We start from the raw sequence: 25,736 nt of genomic DNA on the forward strand, positions 1-25,736 counted from the left end.
GAACATTCCTCCATGATGCAGAACAGAAAAGCCACTCTTTGTCACTTGTTCACTCGATTACACACGAAACCTTCATGTTTGCTTGACCGCAAGCGTCTGTTCATGAATGATTCACAACTATGTGTTTGGCTCAAACACGTACCTTGCAGGGTTGGTCGGGGACCACACTTTTGCTGCTTCTTGAGAGCTCCTCCAGCTGATAACTGCGGTTCATCATCACTCACGGCACAACGACGTGCCACACTTTCGAGAGTTGGAGACATGACGAGCAATAACTTCATCAAGGCAGGACTGGGGGCGGTCCTGGCCTTTGGTTTGGCAGTGGCCCCTCTGGCGATGGCCCCGGCCCTGGCCACAGACGACCCGGCGGCACCGGCGGCCGCAGCCGCACCGGCGGCACCACATGTGGTCATCAACGAGGCTTATCTCAACGGCGGCAGCGCGAACGCGGCGTACCAAAACAAGTTCGTTGAACTGTACAACCCCACCGATGCGGACATCAGCCTCTCCGGTTGGTCATTGCAGTACCGGCCCAGCGGCGGGGAGGGCAAACCCGGCAATGTAGCCGTCTTGGAAGGCACGATCAAGGCCGGTGGCTATTTTCTGATCAACGGCGGCTCCAACGCCGCGAACGGTCGGGAGCTGCCACCAACGGACTACACCGGGACCACCATCAACCCCGCCGGTGCCGGAGGGACCATCATCCTGTCCGACCAGGCCGCGGCACTGTTTCCCTTGGCCACGGGCTCATTGGTCGGAACCGCAAACATTGTTGATCTTCTGGGCTATGGCTCGTCCAATACGTTTGAAACTGCGGCCTCCACGGCAGCCAGCGTCACCACGTCGCTGAACCGCACGGAGTTCGACGACACCGACAACAACGCGGTGGACTTCGTCAAGGAAGCCCCGAGCCCCACAGGCACAAAGGGAGGGGATGCGCCCCTCCCGGAACCGGGTGATTCCGGCAACAAGACCATCGCTGAGATCCAGGGCGAAGGTGCAGCCAGCCCGCTGGTCGGCACCACTGTCACCACCAAAGGCCTTGTCACCGCTGCCTATCCCACAGGCGGTTTCAACGGTTATTTCATCCAGACACCAGGCACCGGCGGAGACCTTGATCTCGCAACCCACAAAGCCTCCAACGGCGTGTTCGTATACTCCCCGGCTACCGTGGCGTCCGTCAAGGTCGGCGACTACGTCCAAGTGAGTGGTCTCATCAAGGAATTTGGCAATCCCGGCGACACCAATCCGACCACGGAGATCGACGTACCTGCCGGTGGCATGACACCCCTGACCGATGTGGTTGAGGCCGTCAAGGCCGCCGTCATCGCCGTTCCGGCCACCGACGCTGGACGCGAAACTCTAGAAGGCATGCTGGTGGCCCCACAGGGTGAGTTCACCATCACCGACAATTACTCGCTGAACAACTATGGCGAAGTGGGCCTCGCCACGGGAACCACTCCCCTGGTCCAGCCCACGGCCGTGGCGCCCTTCGGTTCGGCCGAGTACACGGCCGTGGTTGCCGACAACGCTGCCCGCGCCATCAAGCTCGACGACGGCGCCAGCACCAACTTCCTCAGCCCGGCAGGTTCTTTGAATCACCTGCCATGGCTGAGCCAGGGTACACCGATGCGGGTGGGTTCGAGCTCGGAATTTATCGCCCCGGTCATTTTTGACAACCGGAACAACGCCTACAAGTTCCAGCCCCTGGAAGCCCTCACCCCAGAAAATGCCGGGGTAGTGCAGCCGATCACGTTCGGCAACACCCGTCCGGCGGCACCGAATACCGTTGGCGGGAACTTGAAGGTTGCCTCGTTCAATGTGGAGAACTACTTCCCCACCACGGGCGATCAAAACCCGAACTGCCAGTTCTACACCGACTTCGACGGCAACAAGATCACTGTCAAGGGCGGCTGCCTTCAGCGCGGGGCCGCCGATGCACAGAACCTCAAGCGCCAGCAGGACAAGATCGTGGCCGGCATCAACGCTTCCGGTGCGGATGTGCTTTCGCTGGAGGAAATTGAAAACTCCGCCAAATTCGGCGAGGACCGCGACAATGCCCTGTCCGTCCTGGTGTCAGCCCTCAACGATCAGGCACCGGGCACCTGGGACTACGCCCGCTCGCCGGCAGCTCGTCCGGCCCTGGCAGATGAGGACGTCATCCGCACGGCCTACATCTACAAGAAGAGCACGGCCGAGCCTGTTGGCGACTCCGTCATTTTGGACGATGCGGCCTTCACCGGCATTGCCCGGCAGCCGCTGGCACAGGCGTTCAAGCCTGTTGGCACCCCGGACTCCGCCAAGGTCCTGCTCATTGTGAACCACTTTAAATCCAAGGGTTCGGCACTGCCCGGAGATACCGACCAGGGCCAGGGGAACTCCAACTTGGCCCGCACCGCCCAGGCCGAAGCCTTGGTGAAGTTCTCCACTGAACTGCAGCAGTCCCAGTCCACCGACAAGGTGCTGCTCATGGGCGACTTCAACGCCTATGGTTTTGAAGATCCCATCAAGGTCATGACCGACGCCGGTTACGTGGACCAGGATCCCAAGACCGGAAAGCACTCGTACAGCTACGGCGGCATGGTCGGTTCCCTGGACCACATACTTGCCTCCCCCGCTGCGGAAGCAGCTGTCACGGGCGCGGATATTTGGAACATCAACTCGCCCGAGTCCGTGGCCATGAACTACAGCCGGTACAACTACAACGCCACCAACTTCTATGAACCAAATCAGTTCGCCGCTTCCGACCACGACCCCGTCATTGTCGGGTTGAACCTGGTAGCAACCTCGGACACCAAGGAAATCAACCTCCTGAACATCAATGACTTCCACGGACGCATCGACAACAACACGGTGAAGTTTGCCGGTACGGTGGAGCAGCTGCGCGCAGCCGCAGGCTCTTCCAACACGGCATTCCTGTCCGCCGGCGACAACATCGGTGCCAGCGTGTTTGCCTCGGCTTCACAGCAGGATACGCCCACCATCGATGTGCTGAACGCGCTGGGACTTGAGGCGTCCGCCGTCGGAAATCATGAGTTCGACAAGGGCTTCGCGGACCTGGACGGGCGCATCCGGACTGCTGCCAACTGGGATTATCTCGGTGCCAACGTGTACGCCAAGGGCACCACCACCCCGGTGCTCGACGAGTACAAGATCCTCACGGTGAACGGCGTGAAGGTCGCCGTCATCGGCGTTCTCACGGAAGAGACGCCCACCTTGGTGACTCCATCCGGGATTTCCATGCTGGAGTTCGGAAACCCCGTTGAGGCAGTGAACCGCGTGGCCAAGAAGATCACCGACGGCCAGCTCGCCGATGTCATTGTGGCCGAATTCCATGAAGGTGCCGGTGAGGGGACACCCAACGGCGCAACCTTCGAACAGGAACTCGCTGGCGGTGGCGCGTTTGCCGACATCGTTGAGAACACCAGCGCTTCGGTCAACGTGATCTTCACGGGCCACACGCACAAGCAGTATGCGTGGGACGCACCCATCCCCGGCGTTCCCGCGAACGCAGCCTTGAAAACCCGCCCCATCCTGCAGACCGGCAGCTACGGCGAATTCATCGGCCAAGTCAAGCTCACAGTGGATGCCACAACCAACGCTGTCCTCTCCTACACGCAGGGCAATGTGCCGCGCACCACGGACGACGACGCCGCGCTGGCGGCCGAGTTCCCGCGCGTGGCCGAGGTTCAGACCATCGTTGAGAAGGCACTGGCCGACGCAAAGGTGGCGGGAAGCGTCCCGGTAGGCGAGATCACCGCCGACATCACCACAGCGCAGACGTTCGATCCGGTCACAGGCAAGTACTCCCGTGACGACCGCGCCAACGAATCTGCACTGGGCAACCTGGTGGGCGATGCCCTCCTGGACGCGCTCAAGGCGGAGCAGACTGGCGGAGCCGAGATCGGCGTCGTCAATCCCGGCGGGCTGCGCGCGGACCTTTTGTACAAGAACGAAGGCTTCCCGGACGGCATGGTCACCTACGCCCAAGCCAATGCGGTGCTTCCGTTCGTGAACAACCTGTGGACCACCTCCCTCACGGGAGCCCAGGTGAAGACCATGCTCGAGCAGCAGTGGCAAACCAATGCGGACGGCACCATCCCCAGCCGTCCGTTCCTGAATCTGGGGCTGTCCTCCAACGTGGACTACACCTACGATTCCACCCGCGAGCTCGGCGACCACATCACCTCCGTGGTCATCAACGGTGCGCCACTGGATCTTCAGCGCTCCTACCGTGTGGGAACGTTCAGCTTCCTGGCAACGGGCGGCGACAACTTCCGCATCTTCACCCAAGGTGCCAACACGAAGGATTCCGGTCTCATTGACCGCGACGCCTGGATTGCCTACCTCAGCGAGAAGTCGGTCATCGCACCCATTGCACCGGACTTCTCCCGTCGCGGTGTGGACGTCATCGAGGCTCCGGCCACGGTCACCGAAGGCCAGAACGTTACGGTGGGGCTGGCGAAGCTCGACCTGACGTCGCTCGGGGCACCGGACTCAACGGAAGTCACGCTCCGGTATGAACCGTCCGGAAGCGGCGGCGGGACTGGTTTTGCCGTGTTGGCTGCAGCCGTCCTGCCATCCGAACTTGGCACGTTCCCGGTCACCGACGGTTCGGCCACGCTGACCTTCATGGTCCCCGAGGAGCTCAACGCCGGACGCTTCACCATCACTACCGACGGCGGCACCTACGCCCGACTGCCGATCACCATCCCGGTGACGGCCGACGCCGGAACACCCACGCCGACGGCGACCGCAACCGGCACACCTACGGCGACCGGGACGGGCACGGCGACGCCGACCGGAAGTACGACGTCGCCACCCACCACCCCGGCTACTCAGTCCCCTGCAGCGACCTCAACCACGGGCGGTACTGGCAACGGGGCTGGTAACGGCAATGTTGCAGGCAACGGGGCGGGTGGCGGCTCGGACAACCTGGCCTCCACCGGTGCCACCTCGCTTCCGCTGGGGATAGGCGCCCTGGTGCTGTTGGGTGCTGGCGCTGCAGTTGCCATGGCATCCCGCCGCAGAGCAGCAGCACGCCACTAGAGTTGGCAGTTCCCTGGGCATATTGACCCAGTGCAGCAATAAAATGGCCATCCGTCGCGAAACCCGCAGCGGATGGCCATTTTGTGTCAGCCGTATTGCAGGAGCGTCCTGGAAATGGACGCTAAAGCTGCAGGAGGGTCGTGGGAAAGAACCCCAAAGCTGCAGGAGCGTCGGTGGGCGGGTGGGGGGCGGCGCTCAGCCTAAGATCGCTGCTGCAATCGCGTCGGCGTCACACACCGTGCGGTAGCCACTGCGGTACTTCGCCGCAGCTTCCGCCGCGATGGCCGTTCCCCACTGCACTGAGGACAGCTGGAGGCCCAGAACGTACAGTCCGGCCACCGGCACGCCGGCACCATCCAAGGTCCGGTACGGAGGCGCAGAAACGTCCAGGCCGCTTGTCACCACGGTCTGGCCGTCGGATGCGAGCATGACGGAGGGGCGGGCCAGACCGTCGGCAAACAAGTTCTGCAGCAACAGCGATTCGCTCCGCTGCACGTCATTGGCCGGGGCCAGCGCCTCCACCAGGTAGCGGGCAACCCAAGGCTCGTCCGCCACCCAAGGCGAGCTGACCGTGAAGACGCCCTGCTCAATTCGGAAACGCGGATCAGGTCCGGCAAAGTGCACCACCCCTGCCCTCACCATGGCAGCCAATTGCTCCACCCTGAGTGCCGGTGGCCCGCTGGCCAGCCCTTCCACGAAGCCTTCAAACCAGCCGCGCAGCTCCCCCATCCACGAATCCGGCGTGATGCCCTTGTCGGCAACGAGCGACTTGATGATGGCCCTTCCCGCGTTGAGCGCACCAATGGCCATCTTTGTGGGGTCGTCCTCGCCACGGGCAGATCCGGCCGCGTCTTGGGTCAAGTACGCCAATACCGCCGAGTCCAGTTCCTCACGCGTCGCAAAGCGGTGCGTTTCCCCCGGCCGTGGAACGTGCTTGGACAAGGGCCGGGCCAGCCCCTGCAGTTCCAGCAGATGCGCTGGCGGCACGTGCGCCGCCAGCAGCTCCTTCAGCCGTTGTTCCCAGAGCGCCCCGTCACCATTGAACCCGGAATGCAGCACCGCATCCAGCTCCGGCAGGAACTGCTCCGACACCACCTCAGGTCGGGTGCGGGCCAGCGTTGTGTAGTACGCCCACAACGTATCGCGGTGCAGCAGCGGCCAGATGTCGTGCCGAAATCCGGCAGTGGCGCCCATGGCACGGATCGCAGCAACTGCATCCTCACCAAGAAAACGCAGCACCACACTTTCCGGGTAGTAGCGCTCCACTTCCGCTTTGGCCCGGTACGGGGTGCCGCGGCGTGAAGCCCCCACAATGACCGGCTCCCGGCCCGAGGGAACATAGCGCAAGGCCTCGCCTGCCTCGTTGCCTGTCCGCTCAAAGGCTCCGCCACGCCCCTCGGTGAGCTGCCCCAGGACATCAAAAAAGTTCAGTCCCATGCCGCGCACCAGAACTGGTTCACCGGCGGGGATCTGCTCCCAATCCACGTCGTTGGGCACAGCCGGCGGCAGGTACGTGAGCCCGGCGGCGCGCGCTTGCACCCGCAGCTCGCGCTGCACCGGGCTCAGTTTGGACTCCACATGCCCCAGCGCCAGCACCACCTGGTCCGCATGCAACTTCGGCCCGTCCAAAAGTTCGACGACGAAGCCACCTTTTTCGTGCTCCCTCGCCACCCGCTTGGCCTCGGTGGCATGGATGGTGAGGCTCACGCCGTCGGGCATGACGTGTTGAAACTGTTCAAAGCACCAGCTCAGATACCTTCCGTAGAGGGGTCGGCTGGGGAAGTTGGTGCTCTGCAGAGTGGCCAGTTCGCTGCGGTCGTCGTCGCTGAGCTGCTCCCAAGGATCGGTTTGCTGGGCCATACGCCATTCGTTGAAGCTGCAGCCTGCCAGTGGAGGCACTGCCACACCTTGGTCCGGGACAAGCGTGGGGAAAAAGCTCTGCGTGTTCATCAAGTACAACCGCGACTGCTCGGTGCGCCATACGTGGCCTGCGCCCGGCGGAAAAGGGTCGATCAAGTGGATGTGCAATGGCTGTGCTGCCGAATCCTGTGCGTGCTGCGCCAGCAGTCGTTCCATGACGGATGTCCCTCGGGGACCCGCTCCCACAATGACCACTGTCTGCATGCCCTTGACTTCCACCCCTTGAGCTTAACTGATGGCACCCCCATACAGTGCTGTACAGTATGGGCGCTGCTGGCGGTTGAGGTGGCGGCCGAGGCGGCACACAAGCCTAGGATGGTGCCATGACTGATGCTGCACTGCCCACATTCCCCTTCGTGTCCGGTGAAACCGCCGGAGCTGTCGTTGCTGGAGAAGCAACAACCGGCGAAGCAAAAGCTGACGAACGCGCCGATGAGTTCCACTGGCTGGAAGACATCCACGGCGAGGCACCCATGGCTTGGGTCCGCGAGCACAATGAACGCACCGATGCGGCTTTGCTCAATCCCGCATACAAGGCCCTTGAAGCCTCGGTGTTGGAGGTGTTGGATTCCAAGGACCGCATCCCCATGGTGTCCAAACGCGGGCGCTGGTATTACAACTTTTGGCGCGACGAGGCCAACCCGCGCGGGCTGTGGCGGCGCACTACATGGGAAAGCTACCTTGGCGACGCCACCGACTGGCAGATTCTGCTGGATGTTGACGCGCTTTGTACTGCGGAGGACACCCAATGGTTCTGGGCTGGGGCATCTCTACTGCGCCCGGCCCCCGGCCAGGAATACCGCCACGCCATGGTGGCGCTCTCCCCCGATGGCGGCGACGCCGTGGCCTACCGCGAATTTGACCTTGACACACTTGCCTTTGTTCCCGACGGCTTTGAGCTGCCAGCGGCAAAGACACAACTGAGCTGGTTCGATGCCGACACACTCTGTGTGGGGACCGACACGGGAGACGGCTCCATGACGGCATCGTCCTACTCCGCCGCAGCCAGGGTGCTGCGCCGCGGGGAATCACTGGCACAGATGGCTGCGAAGGAGCCACTGTTTTCCGTTCCGCAAAACCACCTGAGCTGCGGAGTTTCGCACAGCACCACACCCGGCTTTGAACGGGATGTGGCCTACGACGTGCTGGATTTCTACAACAGCCGCAGCTACTTGCGCGTGGACGGGAGCTGGGTTCACATCCAGGTACCGGATGACATGAGCGTCTCCCTCCACCGGCAATGGCTCCTCTTGCGTCCGCGCACGCCGTGGCACGTCGATGGCACCGAATACGCCTCCGGGACTCTGTTGGTGATTGAACTTGAGGCGTTCCTGGCCGGCAGCCGGGATCTGCGCACCATCTTTGCACCCACGCCCGCGCAGTCGCTGCAGTCCTGGAGTTGGACGCGTGACTTCCTGCTGCTGAACCTGCTCTCCGACGTTTCGGCAAAAATCCTGGTCCTCGACCCGGCAGCTGACTGGACTGCCGTGGAACTTGACGCCTGCCCGCCGCTGCATTCGGTGGACGCCTACGCCGTGGACGAGGACGACCCCGACGCCGGCAACGACTACTGGCTCATCGCTTCCGGCTACCTCACCCCGTCCACCGTGTACCGGGGCACGCTGGCTGCCGAGCCTGCCGCCGAACACGCCGCCCCCTCAACAGACTCCCGCGGCACCCCGGGTGCAGCGGCAACGCTGGTGCGGAAGGCGCCGTCGTTCTTCAACGCGGAGAGCTACAGCGTGGAGCAGCACTTTGCCACCTCCGCCGACGGCACCCGCATCCCGTACTTCCAGGTGGGCCCCAAGGACCTCAAGCTCGACGGCGGCAACCCCACCTTGCTCAGCGGCTACGGCGGCTTCGAAGTTTCACGCACACCGTCGTACAGCGGGGCGGTGGGGCGCAGTTGGCTGGAGCGGGGCGGCGTATACGTGGTGGCGAACATCCGCGGCGGCGGCGAGTACGGCCCAAGCTGGCACACCGCGGCATTGCGGGAAAATCGGCACCGTGCGTACGAGGACTTCGCCGCCGTGGCGCGAGATCTTTCCGCCCGCGGTGTCGCCAAAGCTGCGCGTCTGGGCTGCGCCGGCGGAAGCAATGGCGGGCTGCTGGTGGGCAACATGCTCACCACGTACCCGGAATTGTTCGGTGCCATTTCCTGTGGCGTGCCGCTGTTGGACATGCGCCGGTACACGAAACTCTCAGCCGGGGCGTCGTGGATGGCAGAATACGGCGACCCCGATGTGCCGGAGCAGTGGGAGTACATCAAGACGTTCTCCCCGTACCACCTGCTGCGCAGCGGGCGCACGTATCCGGCAACGTTCATCTGGACGGCGACCTCCGACGACAGGGTGGGGCCGGTGCAGGCCCGGAAGATGGCTGCACGCATGGAGTCGATGGGGATTCCCGTGTGGTTCCATGAGGCTCTGGAAGGCGGGCACGCGGGGGCTGGGAACAATGAACAAGCCGCACGGCTGCACACGGCGTCGCATGAGTTCCTGTGGCGGGCGCTCAACGGAGAGCTGTAATTTTGGCGCACCGGGCCCTCGTTTTGCTTTGAGGGGCTTCTACTGGGTAAAGTTTGGGATGCTGGTTAGGGGCTTCTACCCTTTCCAGTGCTGGAGACGTGCCAGAGCGGCCGAATGGGCTTCACTGCTAATGAAGTGTGGGGCACAACTCCACCGGGGGTTCAAATCCCCCCGTCTCCGCCAAGGAAAATGCGTCCTCAACCACGGTTGGGGGCGCATTTTTTGTTGCCCGGGTTGGTCGGCAAGGGGTGCAACCGAAATTTCAGCCACGGGATTTCAGTCGTAGGACATCAGCCCAGCTCAGCGCGGACCGCCTCTGGAGTGCTCGCGTTGAAATGCGGTGCTGACAAGAACGCCCCGGATACACCAGCGGAGTCGTCACTTGCCAGCCACACGGCTGCGGGCACCACCACTTCCGGCTCGGCGACCGGCAGGCGCGCCTTCATCGCGGCAGGCAGCCCGTTTGGGCCAAACAAGTGTGTGTCCACCATCCCTCCCGGGGAGAGCATGTTCACGCGGATGCCGTTCTCGGCCTGTTCCGCCGAGGCGATCCCGACCAGCGCATTCACGCCGGCTTTGCTGACGGCAAGAATCCCGCCACCGGCCCGTGGCCGCGAACCAATCTCGGAGCTGATGGCAATGAAACTGCCGCCGCGATGCATCCGGGGAAACGCGGCTTTCATCGTCAACCACACCCCGAGGGTGTTCACCTCCAGAATTCGCATCGCCACGTCGGCGCTGTACAACTCGAGTCGCGTCATCCGGCCCGAGCCACCGAGACTGGACGCGGCAACGCCGGCATTGGCAAACACCACGTCGAGCCCGCCCAGCTCGTCAACCACGCGTTCGAACGCCGCCTGCACTTCCTCTTCGACCGTCACATCCGTCACCACGGCGAGGACGTTGCCGGCCCCTGCCTCCCGGCAGCGTGCGGCGACCCGCTCAAGGTCCACCCCGGTTCGGGCCAATAGCGCCACACTCGCTCCGGCCCCGGACAGGCCCACCGCCATCGCCTCGCCGATTCCCCGGCTGGCCCCCGTGACGGCTACCACTTTCCCACTCAGATCCTGCATCATTTCAGAGACCTCGATTCTGCCGCGCATCGCGACACTTCGATTCTCCACCTTGGCCGGATCACCAGCAACGGGCCCTTGTCCCCCGCTAAAAGCATCGGCCCTCATGCGCACCTCATGGCCGCTTAGGCCTAACTGATATTCGGTCCTTAGCCGGAAGCCGTTCTGTTACGTCCTTGGAATACTGCCGGATTTTTCGGTTGAGAAGAGACATGGAATCATTACAGAGTTGAATCAAACTAAACACCCTGTAGTTTTACTGGTGTGTATGGAAGGTCAAGCTGAGACTGCCGCAAGGTGTGGGTAAAGACGCCCAAAGCTCAGCTGACAAGGCCCCGCGAGGGTTGCCAACAACGAGGACCGTGCTGTTTACGGTTGAAAAGGACTATAAATCAATGAAGATTGCACGCCTTGGTGAGCTTGGCCGGGAAATTCCCGTGGTCATTGCCGCCGACTCATCCGGAACCGAGCAAAGCTACGACGCACGTCCGCTCACTGACACCATCGACGGCGCGTTCCTGGCCAACGGAGGCGTGGCCGCCCTGCGCACAGCACTGGAAAACGGCACCCTGCCGATCCTTGAAAACGCCGCTGAACTGCGCATCGGCACCCCGCTGGCCCGCCCCAACAGCGTGGTCTGCATCGGCATGAACTACGCCGCCCACGCAGCAGAATCAGGGGCACAGCCCCCCGCAATCCCCGTCGTGTTCCTGAAGCCGAACAACACCGTTGCCGGCCCCTTTGACGACTCCCCCATCCCCCCGGCAGCAGCCAAGTACGACTGGGAAGTGGAACTGGGCATCGTGATCGGCCAAGAAGTCAGCTACCTCTCCAGCACCGAGGAAGCAGCCAGCGCCGTGGCCGGCTACGTCGTGGCGAACGATCTTTCCGAACGCGAATACCAGCTCCCCGGCGAAGCAGGCCAGTGGACCAAGGGCAAGTCACTGCCCAAGTCCACACCCCTGGGCCCGTGGTTTGTGCCAGCCGATGAGGTCGACCCCAAGAACATGTCGTTGAAGAGCTGGGTCAACGGCGAACTCCGTCAGGATTCAAACACCTCGGACCTGATTTTTGACGTCCCCACGATCATCCACCACCTGAGCCAGTACATGGTGCTGGAACCGGGCGACGTGGTGTTGACAGGCACGCCCGCAGGCGTGGCCCTCTCGGGTCGTTTCCCGTTCATTCAGGACGGCGACGTCGTCGAAGCTGAAATCGAAGGTTTGGGCCGCCAACGCCAAACATTCTTCCGCGCAGACACTGGCGCAAAGTAGCTGTGAACGGGCCGGGGATTTTTCCACCCCGGCCCGCAGGTCAGTTGTAGAGGCGCCCGTCGAGCACCGAGCGGGGCTGTTGCTCCGGGCTGGGGTGGGCGATGACCACGCGGATGCCGTCCGGGTCCCGGCCTTCAACGAACACCACCTCGCCGTCCGTATGCGTGTATGTGTAACCGCCAAGGTCCTTGAGGACTCGCTCGAAGTGGGCCAGAGCCGCTGGACTGTCCGTGGACCACATGAGGTGGTGTTCACCAATACCGCCTGTGGGGTGCTCCTGGTGGCTGCCTTTCGCCACCAGGTAAAGTTGGAACCCGTCCGGCGTCAGAAGCAACGCACCGTTGCCTTGGCGAACGGGCACGGTGCAATTGAAAAGTCTTTGGTAGAAGCTCACCGATCTCTCCAGCTCGGCGACGAAGATGACTGAGGATGCAGCCTTGGCCCGGGGTGTATCCGCGCTGGCTACTAAGTCGGCCAAGTCGGAAAACACGGCATCGGCACCGTGTTTGCGCAGCTGATCTGCGTAGTCATGACCGCCGGCGTCGTCGTCGTGGTGGTTCACGCCAACCACAAGTCCAAAATTTCCGGCCCTGCCGGCTTCCACCCCTGCCAAGGCATCTTCGACAACAACGGTCCGGGCAGGGTCCACGCCCAGCAGCCGGGCCCCTTCGAGGTAGCTGTCCGGTGCGGGTTTGCCGGCCAGATCGCGTTCTTTGACCACATGCCCGTCAACACGGGCGTCGAAGAGGTCCGCTATCCCGGCAGCCTTAAGCGCTTCGGCCGTGTTCTCACTGGCGGAGACGACGGCGGTGGGGGTGCCCTGCGAGCGCAGCGCCTTGACGAGCGCCACGGCACCGCTGTAACTATCCACTCCACTGGTTTTGAGTTCTTGCAGCAGCAGCTCATTCTTGCGGTTGCCCAGCCCTGTGACCGTGCGTGCGTCTGCAGCATCACCGTCGCTCCCTTCAGGCAGCGTGATGTCCCGGGACGCCAAGAAGTTCCGCACCCCGTCCGCGCGTGGCTCCCCGTCGACGTAGCGTTGGTAGTCCTCACCCGGATCGAATGGGGCGAACTCCTTTCCGCATCGGGTGCCCTCCTCCTGGAGGAACCCGTCAAAGGCCTTCTTCCATGCTGCGGCATGGACAGTGGCGGTCTTCGTTAGCACCCCATCAAGGTCAAAGAGCCAGGCGTCATAGGCACCAATGTCCACAGCCGGTTGTTCGCGGCTGGGGAGGCACTCGTTACTCATGGTGTTTCCTTTCGTGGGTGGGTCCTGTGGCGCCCACTTCGCAGGAGTGGTTCCCGGCCCGCTGGCTGGGTGGGGCGTTTGGCGTTTTCGGGCAACAGCCGAAGCGGTGGTGTTGGGCACGACGTCGGCTCTTTTGTCACGATGACAGGGTCCCCGAAGTGGGATATCTGCAATGTGTCGCCGGACAACAGGTGGTAGCTGGCGGCATCTTGGGTGGTCTCGACCTGCAGGCAGCGTCCCTGAAAGAGGAGGCGGAAGCAGACTCGGGTGAGGCCCGCGGGCAGGCGTGGGGCGAAGCATAGCGAGCCGTCGCGGTCGCGCATTCCCCCCAGACCTGCCACAAGCGCGATCCAGGTGCCAGCCAGTGACGCGATGTGCACGCCGTCGCGCGTGTTGTGTTCAAGATTTTCCAGATCCATCAATGCTGCCTCGGCAAGGTAGTCGTAGGCCAGCTCCAGATGGCCTACTTCTGCTGCCATGACGGACTGGGTGCACGCGGACAGCGAAGAGTCGCGGACGGTGAGACGTTCGTAGTAGCGGAAGTTCGCAGCCTTTTGTTCTGCAGTGAAGGAGTCCCCACGCAGGTGCATGGCAAGGACCAGGTCTGCCTGCTTCACCACCTGCTTGCGGTACAGGTCGAAATACGGGTAGTGCAGTAACAACGGGTAGTGTTCCGGGTCAGTGGCGGCGAAATCCCACTCCTGATGCGAGGTGAAGTCCTGGGCTTGTGAATGCACGCCAAGGTCCCCGTCGTAGGGGATCATCATGTCCCGCGCGGCATCGCCCCAGGCTGCCATTTCCTCTTCGTCAATGCCCAGTTCGCGCGCACGATCCGGGTTTCGCTTTGCCACGGCCACTGCAGAGACCAGATTGTGTTGGGCCATGAGGTTCGTATAGATGTTGTTGTCTGCGACGGCGCTGTACTCATCCGGGCCGGTGACCCCATCGATGCAGAACCTGCCCTGGGCATCGTGATGGCCCAAAGCCCGCCAGAACCGCGCCGTCTCCACCAGCAACTCCAGACCGATCTTCCGCTCGAAGTCCGTGTCGCCTGTGGCATTTAGGTAACGGACGACAGCGTCGGCAATGTCAGCCCCCACGTGGAAGGCAGCCGTTCCTGCCGGCCAGTATCCGGAGCATTCCGCTCCGGTGATGGTGCGCCAGGGAAAGGCTGCCCCCTGCAAGCCCAGCTGTTTCGCTCTGTCCAACGCCAGCTGCAGGGTTGAATGCCGCCAGGACAGGGCATAGGCGGCCGCAGTAGGGACAGTGTAGGTCAGAACAGGAAGCACAAAGGTCTCCGTGTCCCAAAAGGCGTGGCCGCCATACCCTGTGCCGGTCAGGCCCTTGGCCGGGATGGCCCGGCGTTCGGCTCGGGCCCCGGCCTGCAGGACGTGAAACAGGGCGAATCTCACAGCCTGTTGGATCTCCGCGTCGCCGTCAACTTCGACGTCGGCCCGGGCCCAGAAGTCGTCCAGATAGTGCCGTTGTTCGGCCAGCAACCCTTCCCAACCGCTATGGCGGGCCCCAGTCAGTGCGGCGTCGACCTGGTCGCCCAATTCTTGGCGGGTTCGTTCCGCAGACCAGCCGTATGTGACAAATTTTACGAAGCGCAACCGCTCCCCCGGCTCCAAGATGGCTGTCATGCTGACCCGGCCCAGGTCGTTGAAACTCTCAGCAAACACCTGCATGGACTCCGGGCCTTCCGCCACATGGTCCATAGCCGCAGCTACCAGCAGTCCGCTCTGCTCGATCCTGTGCACCAACTCGACCCGCAATCCGTCGCTGGCGTGCATCTCGGACCGCAGCGGAGACTCCAAAACCGCCGCCGCCCGGGGGTCGTCACTGCCGGGGGGCAGCGGCTCGTTGACGACCAGCTCCGACTGGATCACTAGGCGCACGGGGCCATTGACCGCCTCAACCTGGTACTCGATCGCAGCGACGGAGCGTTGTGACAGCGACACCAGACGGGTGGATGTCACACGGACGGTGCGTCCTGCAGGGGACGACCACAGTGCACTGCGGCGCAGCACGCCGGCAGCGAAGTCAAGAACCCTCTCGTGGCTGTGCAGCTCGCCGTAGCGGATGTCGAAGGGTTCATCGTCTACCAGTAATCGGATCAGCTTGCCGTTGGCCACGTTGATCATCGTCTGGCCAGCTTCGGGGTAGCCGTACCCAGCCTCCGCATACGGCAGCGGGCGTAGTTCGTGGACTCCGTTGAGGTAGGAACCTGGCAGGACCGAGGGTGCACCCTCATCCAAGTTGCCCCTCCAACCGATGTGGCCGTTTGAGAGCGCAAACAAGGATTCGCTCTGGGCCAACACGTCAAGGTCCAAATCGGTCTCGCGCAGGCACCACGCCTCACAGCTAAAGTCGTCGTGGGAAATCACAAGAACGCCTCCTTGTTCCGGAACATATCAACCATCACCCGGCACCCCTCCCACCGGCCCATTCTCGCAGTTCCAATCAAGGCTGGCTAGGGCAAGCCTGTTTGCAGCCCGAGAAGATGCGGGGCATATCCTGGAAGGAGAATGAGGAGGAAGCCATGCCCACTTTCGGCCCCCTGTCACACGTTGACCTGTCCGTTTCCGATGTCGAGGCCAGCGCACGCTGGTATTGCGAGGTGCTGGGCCTCAAACAGCTGCACCGCGTCGGCCTCGAGAACCGCATCATGATCGTGCTGGTCCATCAGGACACCGGGTTGATCATCGGGCTCAACCAACATTCTGTAGTTCCTGTGGACACGTTTGACGACCGCAACGTCGGCCTGGACCACATCGGCTTCAGCGTCTCCGAACGCAGCGACTTGGATGAATGGGGAAAGCACCTGACAACCCTGAATGTGGTGCACTCACCCGCAGAAGACACCGCCAACGGCACAGCCTTGGTCTTCCGCGACCCTGACAACATCCAACTGGAATTCTGGTGGACACACAGATCCTGAGAGTCACCTGCCTGCCGGGACCCTGGGACACGCATTCAGGGTTCATTTATAAAATACGCATGAGTAATGCAACTTTAAGGTTTTAGAGCCTTCCCCTTGCCCAGAGGCAGGCGTAGTGTGTCGAGGACTCGTACCAAACAACTAAAAAGCCAACATCCCCGATTCTTGTGCCGATGGGATTTTCGGCATTTAATTGGTGAGCCACCAAGTCGGTATTTAAGTTTCATTCGTGCACCTGCCGTAAGTGTCTTTCCTAAACGGGGAACCGTAGGGGGGCATGACTGTGGTTGAACTTGCGCGCAAAAATGGGCGCCAACGATCCGAATTGATTGTTTCAAGGGTTTGGATCCAGGCTGTTGCAATGGTGATGATCTTCGGATTTCTCGTGATGGGATTTCTGGCGGTTCGCACGTACACGGACTCGATGCCAATGCCAAAGCAGGTCGTTGATTCGCAGGGAACGGTTGTTTTCACGGGGGCTGACATTACCTCCGGGCAACAGATCTTCCTCCGGCGGGGTCTGCAGGAATATGGCTCCATCGTCGGCCACGGCGGTTACCTCGGCCCCGACTACACGGCCGACTACCTGCGCCGGTCAGCCACCATGGTTCTGGCAGACCTCACCGCCACGGGCATTCAGGACCCGCACGGGGCGCTCGTCACCATGATGCGCACCAACCGCTATGACGCGGACACCGGCAACTTGGTGTTTACGAATGAGCAGATCAAGGCATTCAAAGCCATCCAGGGTCACTACGCAGATTACTTTGGTTCGCCAACCACCCAGTATGGGCTGATCCCCAATGCCATCACCGGCCAGCAGGACATCCGTCAGCTCACGTCCTTCTTTGCCTGGACATCGTGGGCTGCGGCAGCGGAACGGCCGGGGCACAACTATTCCTACACCAACAATTGGCCGGGTGAGCCGTTGGTGAACAACGGCCCGACTGCAGACATCATCGTCTGGAGCGGTTTGTCGCTGATAGCCCTCCTTGTTGGAACCGGCCTGCTGTTTGCGATGTATGGGCGGTGGAGCCGAAATGTCGGCTGGGACAGTGGAGAAACACCGGCGTTGTCGTTCCGACAGCCGGGCAAGGTCGCCATTACCCCCGGCCAGCGTGCCACCGCTTGGTACTTTTTCATCGTGGCCATCCTCTTTCTTGGTCAGACGCTGCTCGGCGGCGCCATAGAACACTACCGCGCTGACCTATCAAGTTTCTTCGGCTTCGACTTGGCCAAAATGCTGCCGTTCAACCTGGCCAGGACCTGGCATGTCCAGCTGTCCATCTTGTGGACGGCCGCGTCATTCCTGGCTGCGGGGATTTTCTTGGCCCCCTATATTTCCGGACGCGAACCGAAACGCCAAACATGGCTGATCTACGGCTTGTTGGGCGCCTTGGCGCTTGTCATCGCAGGCTCTTTCGTCGGCGAGGCAATGAGTATTTTTGGCGTTGAGGCCGTGGCCGGAAATCCTTTGTGGGACATGCAATGGGAGTATTTGGACTTGCCGCGGATCTGGCAGGGCGTCCTCGTCGTCGGGCTGTTCCTGTGGATCATCATCATCTACCGCGGCATCCGCGCCCGGCTGCAAAAAGAGCACCGGTTCAACCTCCCGTGGCTTTTCTTCTACTCCGGACTGGCCATCCCCGGCTTTTACGCCGTGGGCCTGCTGGCCAGCACCGAGACGGCACTGCCCGTGGCCGACTACTGGCGCTTCTGGGTTGTTCACCTGTGGGTTGAGGACTTCCTGGAATTGTTCACGACGGTGATGGTGGCGTACATCTTCGTCATGCTCGGGGTGATCCGCCGCAAGATCGCCATGCAACTGATCCTGCTCGACGTCATTCTGTACTCCGTGGGCGGTGTGATCGGCACCATGCACCACCTATACTTCTCCGGTACCCCGGTGGAGAACATGGCGTTGGGTGCGTTCTTCTCGGCTTTGGAGGTCATCCCACTGACGTTCCTTACGATCGAGGCGTGGAGCTTCCTGCAGCTTGGTTCGCGCCAGGAATCTCGAAGTTCGGCCCCGTTCCCGCACCGTTGGGCTGTCATGTTCCTGGTGGCGGTGGGTTTCTGGAATTTCCTCGGGGCCGGTGTTTTCGGCTTCCTGGTCAATCTGCCCATCGTCTCCTATTACGAGATAGGCACCGCGCTGACAGCCAACCACGCCCATGCCTCCATGATGGGCGTCTACGGGATGCTCGGCGTCGGACTGGCCCTGTTCGCGTTGCGCTACATCATCCCGGCGGAGCGTTGGTCGGACAAAGCGGCCCGGCTCTCCTTCTGGGGCCTGAACCTAGGGCTGGCCTGGATGTCTTTTGCAACGTTGATCCCCTTGGGCGTCATCCAGCTTTGGCACTCCATCAATGACAGCTACTACGAGGCGCGGACGCTGAATTTCATTACGCAACCGGGGAACGCCGTCCTTGAATGGCTGCGCCTGCCAGGGGATTTGATGCTCATCATCGTCGGAGTGCTGCCGTTCCTGTGGATCACCTGGCTCGGAGTCCGCCACGGGATCAAGGCGACCACCTACGACGTCCCGGAAGAAGCGCTCTTCGTGTTGGAGCAGCCGGCAACAGTTGCGGCTGGAACCGGGACGGGAACAGACGACGACGTCGAACCTCGCCAACGCTATGGTTCCGACAACCACGGAGATCGAAACGATCAAGGTTGGTCAGGCGACCGTTCCGATAATGGAGGTCGGGAGCCATGATGAATACCATCGACCCGCTCGTATGGTTTGCCACCGGCTACGGGCTCCTGCTGTTGGCAGTGGCACACATTCTGGATGCGCTTGCCCGGCGAACAGCACAGCGCACAGTGGAGTGGCGCTCAGGCGGTTTCCACTACCATTCCGACCATGACGCGTGGCTGTGCCCGCAGGATCAATGGCTGTGGCCCGATTCCTTTGACCCGGATAACCACGTCATGCGCTATCGGGCCAATCCGGCAGTTTGCAATGCCTGCCCGGTCAAAGATTCCTGCACCAGCTCAAACAGCGGCCGCGCAATGAGCCGCAACGTCGATCCGTGGCCCAGTTCCGAAGCGGAGCGTTTTCACCGCGGCATAGCCTGTGCCGTCGTCATCTTGGCCTTGGCCTGGCCGTTGGCCACCATGCTCGGTGGCAGAAACGGTGCCGAGCTGCTCGTGTTGGGTGCAACGGTTCTGGTCATCGCGGCGGCAAGCTGGCCGTTGTGGTCCCACCTCCACCGGTCACCGGCCCGCTTCCCTGACCATGTCAAGGTGGAGACGCTCGATGACACGGTGGCTCGCCGAGCGGTCGGGTCCGCGCGTGAAGCCCGCCGGCACACGAACTATGGAAGTGACCGCCGTCCCGGCCCCGTTCCGGTTCAGCTGCGACCGCCGCAAGGCCGCTCCAGCGAGGCCGCAGAAACTGGCACAGCAGCTGCTGAACATGACAAGTTTGCGACCCGCTGGGGGTCGTTCGAGAAGCCCGATGGCGAGGCGGCCGCCGAGGGTTGGATCAGGAGGAAGCACACATGACGTGGATCCAGATTGTGATAGTTGCTGTTGTGGTGATCGTTTTGCTGTTCCTGCTCGGCTCGGTGAAGATCATCAGGGAATACGAACGTGGCGTTGCCTTCCGCCTCGGGCGGCTCCGCCCCGTACTCGATCCTGGCGTGCGGCTGATTTTTCCGGGGTTGGAGAAACTGGTGCGCGTTGACCTGCGCATCGTCACACTGACCATCCCGCCTCAAGAAGTCATCACCAAGGACAACGTGCCCGCGCGCGTCAACGCCGTCGTACTCTTCAAAGTCGTCGACCCCACTCGCTCGGTCATGGCGGTGGAGAACCACGCGGTGGCCACGTCGCAGATGGCCCAAACGACGCTGCGATCAGTGGTGGGCCGCGCGGACCTCGACACCCTGTTGGCGCACCGGGCCGACCTCAACGAGGACTTGGCCCGCACCATCGATGCACAGACCGAACCGTGGGGCGTGCACGTGAAGGTGGTTGAGATCAAGGATGTAGAGATCCCTGAAGCAATGCAACGCGCCATGGCCAGGGAAGCCGAAGCTGAGAGGGAACGGCGCGCCAAAATCATCAACGCCCGGGGCGAGCTTCAAGCTTCCAAGGAGTTGCGCCAAGCTGCGGACGTGCTCAGCGGCAACCCCGCGTCCCTCCAGCTTCGCTATCTGCAGACACTGTTGGAACTCGGTGCAGACCAGAACTCAACTGTCGTCTTCCCACTTCCCATGGACATCATTGGCCCGTTCCTGGACCGGCTGCCCAGGCGGGAAGAAAAAGCTGCCGTCCCAGCACCGGCGGCAACTAACCACAACGGGTCAAAGAATCCGCACACAGCACAGGACCCTGTGCAGCCGGACCATGGAGCCGACCCCGAGCTTGATCTGACCCCGTTCCCTGAAATCCATCTGGAAAGGCCCGACCATGTCTGAGAACGACGCTCCTGCAATGGCCGCTCCCGCTAGGGGCTCGGAAGAACACCCTCCAGGGCTGAAGATGATTGTCATAGGGGCCATCATCTTGTTCCTTGCGCCGCTGGCCGGCTTTCTGGGCGGCACGATGATTGGCTCGCCTGCTTCAGAGACCAGCCTCGACCCCATGTTTCTCTGGCTCTTTGTCGGCATGGTGGCCGGCGGCGTTGGCGGGGCCATCGCCCTCCTGGGCGTGCTGCGTTGGCTCCGGTCCAAGCCCAACGGCAGCAACGGCAGCGACCTGTGAACAACTGCGCATAGGCTCGTGCTTCCGGCGTGGGCTCAGCTCAGTGCGGGCGTTCGGAGCGGAACAAGGGCAAGGCAAGGGTTGCGGCGATCAGTGCACCGCCGCCAAATACACCGAGGGCCAAAGGGAAACCGGCACCCAGCATGGTCTGGAATATCAAGCTGCCCGTCCCAAAACCGAGGAACAAGGCAAAGGCCATCAACCCCACAGCCTGACCGGTGCTGCCGGGGAAATCGGTGACAATGCCGCCAAACAATGGCTGCGTCATGTCGTATCCCAACGAGAGGATGGCAATGGAGGCCACCACCACGGGAAGCGGAGGGTCCACAGCCAGGACAAAGGCACATGCTGCAGCCGTCACCATGCCCAACGGAATGATGCGGGCACGCCCATACTTGTCAGCCAAACGGCCTATGACAGGCCCAAACAAAAAGCCCGGCACACCGTAGCCCAAAAGGGCCAGACCAACCCCGATCGGTCCCAAATCGAATCGTTGCACAAGGTAAACGCCCAACCACGTGTAGATTCCCGAGTGCAGCACGGCATTCAGCAAAACATAGCTATAGGTGCGGGCCCCCCGGACGTTAGCCAACAACCGCTGGTAACCCGTGGCGACCTCTGTCCAGGGCACCACAGTTGGTGCGCGGTGCGGGCGGGGAAGCAAAAATGCCGCGAGGGCCCCCACGAGCAGGATGCTGAGGCCGGAGACTAAAAACAAGCCATTCCAACCGAGGACTGGTTCAGCGAGTGCACCAGCCGTGGAGCCAACGGCAATGCCACCTGCCATGCCTCCGAACAGCCAACCCAGTGCTCTTCCGCGCTCTGCGAAGGGGAACACGTCACCGATGAGAACCAGCGAGATCGGGACCACGCCGCTGGCGGCAATGCCCGTGGCAATACGCATCACGATGAACGCCGTAGCCCCAGGGGCCAGAGCCGTGGCGGCGGTCAGTGCCGCGAAAATGAGCAGGGAACCGAGGATGACAGGGCGCCGGCCCGTGCGGTCTGACAGTGGCCCCCAAAACAGTGTCATGAGTCCATAGGGAATCAGGTAGGCCGGAACCGAAAGTCCTACAGTTCCCACGCCAGTGCCAAAAGCGGAGGCGAGCTGTGGCAGTATCGGCGCCACCATGAAAGCCTGTGCGAAGGTCAGAAAGGCCGCAGTGGTCACCACGGCCAGAAGGGCACTGCGGGCCCGGCCATTCAAGGGGCTTCCCACGGGCCAGGTTGGCGGGGCGCTCACTTGTCCCTAGCCAGCCTGTGCCAGCACCAGCGGTAGCACCTGCTGCGCACCGGCAAGCCGCAGGGCGCGTCCGGCCACGGTGAGGCTCCACCGGCTGTCCACCAGGTCATCCAGCAGCAGGACTGGACCGTCAGGGCAGGCGGCGAGCGCTGCCTGCAATTCATCTCCCACGGTGAAGCGTTCCCAGACCCCGGCCAGCCGGTAGGCGCTGTTGCCGCCGCGCTCCCCCGTGGGTCCGCCAAACGCGAGGGACAGCTCGCCCAAGTACGACAGCCTGCCAATCTCACAGATGGCCTGGGCAAAGGAGGCCAGCAACTGCGGTTTGGTGCGTGACGGCATGGCGACCACGGCAACCGGACGCCCGGCTCCTTCCCATCCGTGCTGCCCCCACTCACGCAACACGGCCACCACAGCTTGAGCCATGGCGGGGTCGATGGGCGCGTCGGGTGCCCCGGCTGCGAACATGGCCCGCAGTGAATTGCCCCAACCCAGGTCGGTGAGCCTGGCCAGGACCCGTCCGGTCGACAGCAGTTCGCCAGCCTTCAGCTTTCCCTTCACCGGTACGCCCAGCCTGTCCATCCCCGTGGGCCACATGGCCCGTGGGTCGAGCGGAAGCCCGGCATGGCGCAACGACTCACCCGCAGCTGCGGCTGCGCCGGAACCGACCTCAGCGCTAAACCACCGTCCCGCACAGTTGTCGCAGCGGCCGCAAGGAGCGGCCGTATCATCGTCGAGTGCTGCCGCCAGGTATTCCATGCGGCAGCTGGACATGCGTTCGTACTCAATCATGGACTGCTGCTCATCCACGCGCGCCTGGGCGATGCGCCTGTAGCGTTCCTCGTCATAGGCCCAGGGCTGGCCGGTGGTCTCCCATCCGCCGGAGACACGCTGCACAGCACCGTCCACGGCCAGCACCTTCAACAGGAGTTCCAGCGGTGTGCGCCGCAGATCCACCCGGGATTCAAGTGCCGGTGTTGACATGGGCCTGACGGAGCCACCCAAAGCTTCCAAAACAGCCAAGGCTTTTTCCCTGTCCGGCATGGAGGATGTGGCAAAGTACCGCCAAATATCCGCATCCTCACTGCCGGGCAGCAGCAGCACGTCGGCGTTAGCACTGCCACGTCCGGCACGGCCCACCTGCTGGTAGTACGCCACGGGTGAGGACGGCGCCCCCAAGTGGACAACAAAGCCCAGATCAGGTTTGTCAAAACCCATGCCCAGCGCGCTGGTGGCAACCAGCGCCTTGACCTGGTTGTTCTTGAGGGCTTCTTCCAGCGCTTCCCTGTCCATGGTGTCGGTGCGGCCCGTGTAAGCCTTCACCACATGCCCCGCCTCAGCCAGTAGGCGGGCCGTGTCCTCGGCTGCGGAAACCGTCAAGGAATAGATGATGCCGCTGCCCGGCAGCTCGGCCAGGTGCGTGAGTAACCAGCCCAGTCTGTCCCGGGAGTCCGCCAGCCGCAGCACACCCAGCCGCAGCGATTTCCGCGCCAGGGGGCCACGGATGGTGAACACGCCCGCACCCAGTTGTTCCTCAATGTCGGCAACCACACGGGAGTTTGCTGTCGCAGTTGTCGCCAACACGGGAACCGTCGGTGGCAACTGGGCAATCAGATCGGCAATACGCCTGTAGTCAGGGCGGAAGTCGTGCCCCCAATCGGAAATGCAATGGGCCTCGTCAACCACCAGCAGGCCCGTGCGCCGAATCAGATCCGGAAGCTGGTTTTCCCTAAACGACGGGTTCGTCAGCCGCTCCGGCGAAACCAACAGCACATCCACGGTGTCCGCTGCCAGCGCTGCAGAAACTTCTGCCCATTCCGTGGCATTCGCGGAGTTGATGGCCATGGCCCGCACGCCTGCACGTTCGGCCGCAGCCACCTGGTCCCGCATCAAAGCAAGCAAAGGCGAGACAATCAGCGTCGGCCCAGCACCCTTGGAACGCAGCAGCAGCGATGCAACAAAATACACCGCGGACTTTCCCCAACCGGTGCGCTGGACCACCAATGCGCGCCGGTTGTGCTCGACCAGCGCTTCAATGGCCTCGAATTGCCCGTCGTGAAAATCCGCCTCCGGATGTCCCACCAGGGCACGCAGCACTCCCAGTGCCTGGGCTCTGGTGCCAGCCGAGTCCGAAACATGCGTACCCGCCGAGCCACCTGCCGAGTCGGGGCTACCCGAGACTGTTGACTGGACGGAGGTCAAGGCATCAGGTGCTGGTTGCGTACTCATGCCACCAGTATTCCAGCGGCAGGGGACATCCGGGCGCGCTCGGAGCCAACACGGAGGCAATCTGTGGACAACTTTGCGGTTTGTACCCCCACGGTAAGATGAAAAGGTGACTACTGAACAGAACCTTCCAGTTGACCTGTCCAGCTCGTTCAAGGCCTACGACGTCCGTGGGATCGTCGGTACAACCATCACCGACGACACTGTCCGGGCCGTGGCGGCTGCCTTTGTCGACGTCCTCGAGCTGACGGGGCAAACAGTGCTGGTGGGCGGCGACATGCGGCCGTCCTCCCCTGACTTCTGCAAAGCCTTTGCCGAGGGAGCTGCCGGGCGCGGCGCCAATGTAAAGCTGCTCGGGCTGATCTCCACCGACGAACTGTACTTTGCCTCAGGCAGTCTCGACGCAGCAGGGGTGGTCTTCACCGCCAGCCACAACCCGTCCGAGTACAACGGCATGAAGATGACCCGTGCCGGCGCTGTTCCGCTGTCCTCCGAAACCGGTTTGATTCAGATCCGTGATCTGGCACAAACCTACCTGGCAGACGGTATTCCGGCTGGCAGCACCGGGGAGATCGGTGAAGCGGACGTTTTGAAGGACTACGCCCAATACCTGCGCAATCTTGTTGACCTCTCCGGCTCACGTCCGCTAAAAATTGTTGTCGATGCCGGCAACGGCATGGCAGGCATGACCACTCCTGCCGTTTTGGGCGACGCCCTGCTGCCTGGCCTGCCATTTGAGATTGTGCCGCTGTACTTTGAGCTTGACGGCACCTTCCCCAATCACCCGGCCAACCCGCTCGAGCCGGCGAACCTGCGTGACTTGCAGGCCGCCGTCGTCAAGCACCGGGCAGACATCGGCTTGGCGTTCGACGGCGATGCGGACCGTTGCTTCGTGATCGATGAAAAGGGCGACCCGCTCTCGCCGTCGGCCGTCACGGCACTGGTTGCGCGGCGTGAAATTGCCCGGGTCCAGGCCCTCGGCGAGGAACACCCCACCGTCATTCACAACCTCATCACCTCCCGCGCAGTGCCTGAGCTGATCGCCCACGACGGCGGCCGTGCCGTGCGCACACGCGTGGGCCACTCGTTCATCAAGGCCACCATGGCAGCCGAAGGCGCCGTCTTTGGCGGGGAACACTCGGCCCACTACTATTTCCGTGACTTCTTCAACGCAGACACCGGCATGCTCGCTGCCATGCACGTTCTGGCCGCGTTGGGCGAGCAGGACGGCACGCTTTCCGACCTGGGCCGCGAATACGAGCCCTACGTCTCCAGCGGGGAAATCAACTCCCAACTGGCTGACGTTCCTGCTGCCGTGGAAAGGGTCCGCGCTGCCTACACGCGCGAGGACGTCATCGTCGACGAACTCGACGGCATCACGTTCACAGCCAAGGACGGTTCCTGGTGGTTCAACCTGCGCGCCTCCAACACCGAACCGTTCCTGCGCCTGAATGCCGAAGCCCTGGATATCGTCACCATGGCAGATGTCCGCGACCACGTCCTGGAACTCGTGCGCAGATAAC

15 protein-coding genes and 1 tRNA gene are annotated in these 25,736 nt (G+C 62.5%); 10 read left to right on the forward strand and 6 right to left on the reverse strand.

Features of this window, described 5'->3' with window-relative positions; translation table 11 throughout:
* Positions 1–261: 261 nt before the first annotated feature.
* Entirely contained in the window at positions 262–5,049 is a 4,788-nt protein-coding gene (locus Q4P21_RS03510) for an ExeM/NucH family extracellular endonuclease (protein ID WP_303387470.1), read from the forward strand.
* 195 nt (positions 5,050–5,244) lie between these two features.
* On the opposite strand, the gene Q4P21_RS03515 is transcribed toward Q4P21_RS03510, so the two are convergent.
* On the reverse strand, positions 5,245–7,188 hold the full coding sequence (locus Q4P21_RS03515; RefSeq protein ID WP_369598856.1) for an FAD/NAD(P)-binding protein: 1,944 nt from the start codon (positions 7,186–7,188) through the stop codon (positions 5,245–5,247).
* Positions 7,189–7,292: 104 nt separating this feature from the next.
* Here Q4P21_RS03515 and Q4P21_RS03520 point away from each other — a divergent pair, with 104 nt between their 5' ends.
* The gene (locus tag Q4P21_RS03520) at positions 7,293–9,497 is read left to right on the forward strand and encodes a prolyl oligopeptidase family protein (protein WP_303387471.1); all 2,205 of its coding nucleotides are present in this window, start codon (positions 7,293–7,295) and stop codon (positions 9,495–9,497) included.
* Positions 9,498–9,589: 92 nt separating this feature from the next.
* Positions 9,590–9,680: transfer RNA gene (locus tag Q4P21_RS03525), tRNA-Ser, on the forward strand.
* 107 nt (positions 9,681–9,787) lie between these two features.
* Here the strand turns inward: Q4P21_RS03525 and Q4P21_RS03530 are convergent.
* Positions 9,788–10,678 (reverse strand): SDR family NAD(P)-dependent oxidoreductase, encoded by an 891-nt coding sequence (locus Q4P21_RS03530; protein ID WP_303387472.1) that lies wholly within the window; start codon positions 10,676–10,678, stop codon positions 9,788–9,790.
* A 287-nt stretch (positions 10,679–10,965) separates the two neighbouring features.
* On the opposite strand from Q4P21_RS03530, the gene Q4P21_RS03535 reads away from it, so the two are divergent.
* Positions 10,966–11,844 (forward strand): fumarylacetoacetate hydrolase family protein, encoded by an 879-nt coding sequence (locus tag Q4P21_RS03535; RefSeq protein WP_303387473.1) that lies wholly within the window; start codon positions 10,966–10,968, stop codon positions 11,842–11,844.
* Positions 11,845–11,884: 40 nt separating this feature from the next.
* On the opposite strand, the gene Q4P21_RS03540 is transcribed toward Q4P21_RS03535, so the two are convergent.
* Positions 11,885–13,093, reverse strand: coding sequence for a beta-phosphoglucomutase family hydrolase (locus Q4P21_RS03540; protein WP_303387474.1), 1,209 nt, complete (start codon positions 13,091–13,093; stop codon positions 11,885–11,887).
* Positions 13,090–15,480 carry a glycoside hydrolase family 65 protein gene (locus Q4P21_RS03545; RefSeq protein ID WP_303387475.1) on the reverse strand — a complete coding sequence of 797 codons (2,391 nt, stop codon included), beginning with the start codon at positions 15,478–15,480 and terminating at the stop codon, positions 13,090–13,092. Before Q4P21_RS03545 ends, Q4P21_RS03540 begins: the two co-directional genes overlap by 4 nt.
* A gap of 155 nt (positions 15,481–15,635) precedes the next feature.
* Here Q4P21_RS03545 and Q4P21_RS03550 point away from each other — a divergent pair, with 155 nt between their 5' ends.
* From Q4P21_RS03550 to Q4P21_RS03570, 5 genes are all read left to right on the forward strand, one after another.
* Positions 15,636–16,034: a VOC family protein gene (locus tag Q4P21_RS03550; RefSeq protein ID WP_303387476.1), complete on the forward strand. Its 399-nt coding sequence runs from the start codon at positions 15,636–15,638 to the stop codon at positions 16,032–16,034.
* Between the two features lie 361 nt (positions 16,035–16,395).
* A complete protein-coding gene (locus Q4P21_RS03555; protein ID WP_303387477.1) occupies positions 16,396–18,753 on the forward strand; it encodes a nitric-oxide reductase large subunit in 2,358 nt (785 codons plus the stop codon).
* On the forward strand, positions 18,750–19,544 hold the full coding sequence (locus Q4P21_RS03560) for a hypothetical protein (protein WP_303387478.1): 795 nt from the start codon (positions 18,750–18,752) through the stop codon (positions 19,542–19,544). The genes Q4P21_RS03555 and Q4P21_RS03560 overlap by 4 nt, the downstream gene beginning before the upstream one ends.
* The gene (locus Q4P21_RS03565) at positions 19,541–20,461 is read left to right on the forward strand and encodes a slipin family protein (RefSeq protein ID WP_369598857.1); all 921 of its coding nucleotides are present in this window, start codon (positions 19,541–19,543) and stop codon (positions 20,459–20,461) included. Before Q4P21_RS03560 ends, Q4P21_RS03565 begins: the two co-directional genes overlap by 4 nt.
* Positions 20,454–20,747, forward strand: coding sequence for a hypothetical protein (locus Q4P21_RS03570; protein WP_303387479.1), 294 nt, complete (start codon positions 20,454–20,456; stop codon positions 20,745–20,747). The genes Q4P21_RS03565 and Q4P21_RS03570 overlap by 8 nt, the downstream gene beginning before the upstream one ends.
* A 40-nt stretch (positions 20,748–20,787) precedes the next feature.
* Here the strand turns inward: Q4P21_RS03570 and Q4P21_RS03575 are convergent, their stop codons facing one another.
* Positions 20,788–21,990: an MFS transporter gene (locus Q4P21_RS03575; RefSeq protein ID WP_303387480.1), complete on the reverse strand. Its 1,203-nt coding sequence runs from the start codon at positions 21,988–21,990 to the stop codon at positions 20,788–20,790.
* A 6-nt stretch (positions 21,991–21,996) separates the two neighbouring features.
* A complete protein-coding gene (locus Q4P21_RS03580; protein WP_303387481.1) occupies positions 21,997–24,216 on the reverse strand; it encodes an ATP-dependent DNA helicase RecQ in 2,220 nt (739 codons plus the stop codon).
* A 106-nt stretch (positions 24,217–24,322) separates the two neighbouring features.
* Between Q4P21_RS03580 and Q4P21_RS03585 the strand changes: the two genes are divergently transcribed.
* Complete coding sequence (locus Q4P21_RS03585; RefSeq protein WP_303387482.1) at positions 24,323–25,735, forward strand: phosphomannomutase/phosphoglucomutase; 1,413 nt, start codon at positions 24,323–24,325, stop codon at positions 25,733–25,735.
* Position 25,736 lies beyond the last annotated feature (1 nt).

The sequence above is a fragment of the Arthrobacter sp. genome, assembly GCF_030540645.1.
Classification (GTDB): Bacteria; Actinomycetota; Actinomycetes; order Actinomycetales; family Micrococcaceae; genus Specibacter.

Bases quoted from the DNA above. Each gene is read 5' to 3' on its own strand.
- Q4P21_RS03560 (WP_303387478.1), top strand. From the start codon at position 18,750: ATGATGAATACCATCGACCCGCTCGTATGGTTTGCCACCGGCTACGGG.
- Q4P21_RS03555 (WP_303387477.1), top strand. From the start codon at position 16,396: ATGGTGATGATCTTCGGATTTCTCGTGATGGGATTTCTGGCGGTTCGC.
- Q4P21_RS03580 (WP_303387481.1), bottom strand. From the start codon at position 24,216: ATGAGTACGCAACCAGCACCTGATGCCTTGACCTCCGTCCAGTCAACA.
- Q4P21_RS03530 (WP_303387472.1), bottom strand. From the start codon at position 10,678: ATGAGGGCCGATGCTTTTAGCGGGGGACAAGGGCCCGTTGCTGGTGAT.
- Q4P21_RS03535 (WP_303387473.1), top strand. From the start codon at position 10,966: ATGAAGATTGCACGCCTTGGTGAGCTTGGCCGGGAAATTCCCGTGGTC.
- Q4P21_RS03510 (WP_303387470.1), top strand. From the start codon at position 262: ATGACGAGCAATAACTTCATCAAGGCAGGACTGGGGGCGGTCCTGGCC.
- Q4P21_RS03565 (WP_369598857.1), top strand. From the start codon at position 19,541: ATGACGTGGATCCAGATTGTGATAGTTGCTGTTGTGGTGATCGTTTTG.
- Q4P21_RS03550 (WP_303387476.1), top strand. From the start codon at position 15,636: ATGCCCACTTTCGGCCCCCTGTCACACGTTGACCTGTCCGTTTCCGAT.
- Q4P21_RS03540 (WP_303387474.1), bottom strand. From the start codon at position 13,093: ATGAGTAACGAGTGCCTCCCCAGCCGCGAACAACCGGCTGTGGACATT.
- Q4P21_RS03570 (WP_303387479.1), top strand. From the start codon at position 20,454: ATGTCTGAGAACGACGCTCCTGCAATGGCCGCTCCCGCTAGGGGCTCG.
- Q4P21_RS03520 (WP_303387471.1), top strand. From the start codon at position 7,293: ATGACTGATGCTGCACTGCCCACATTCCCCTTCGTGTCCGGTGAAACC.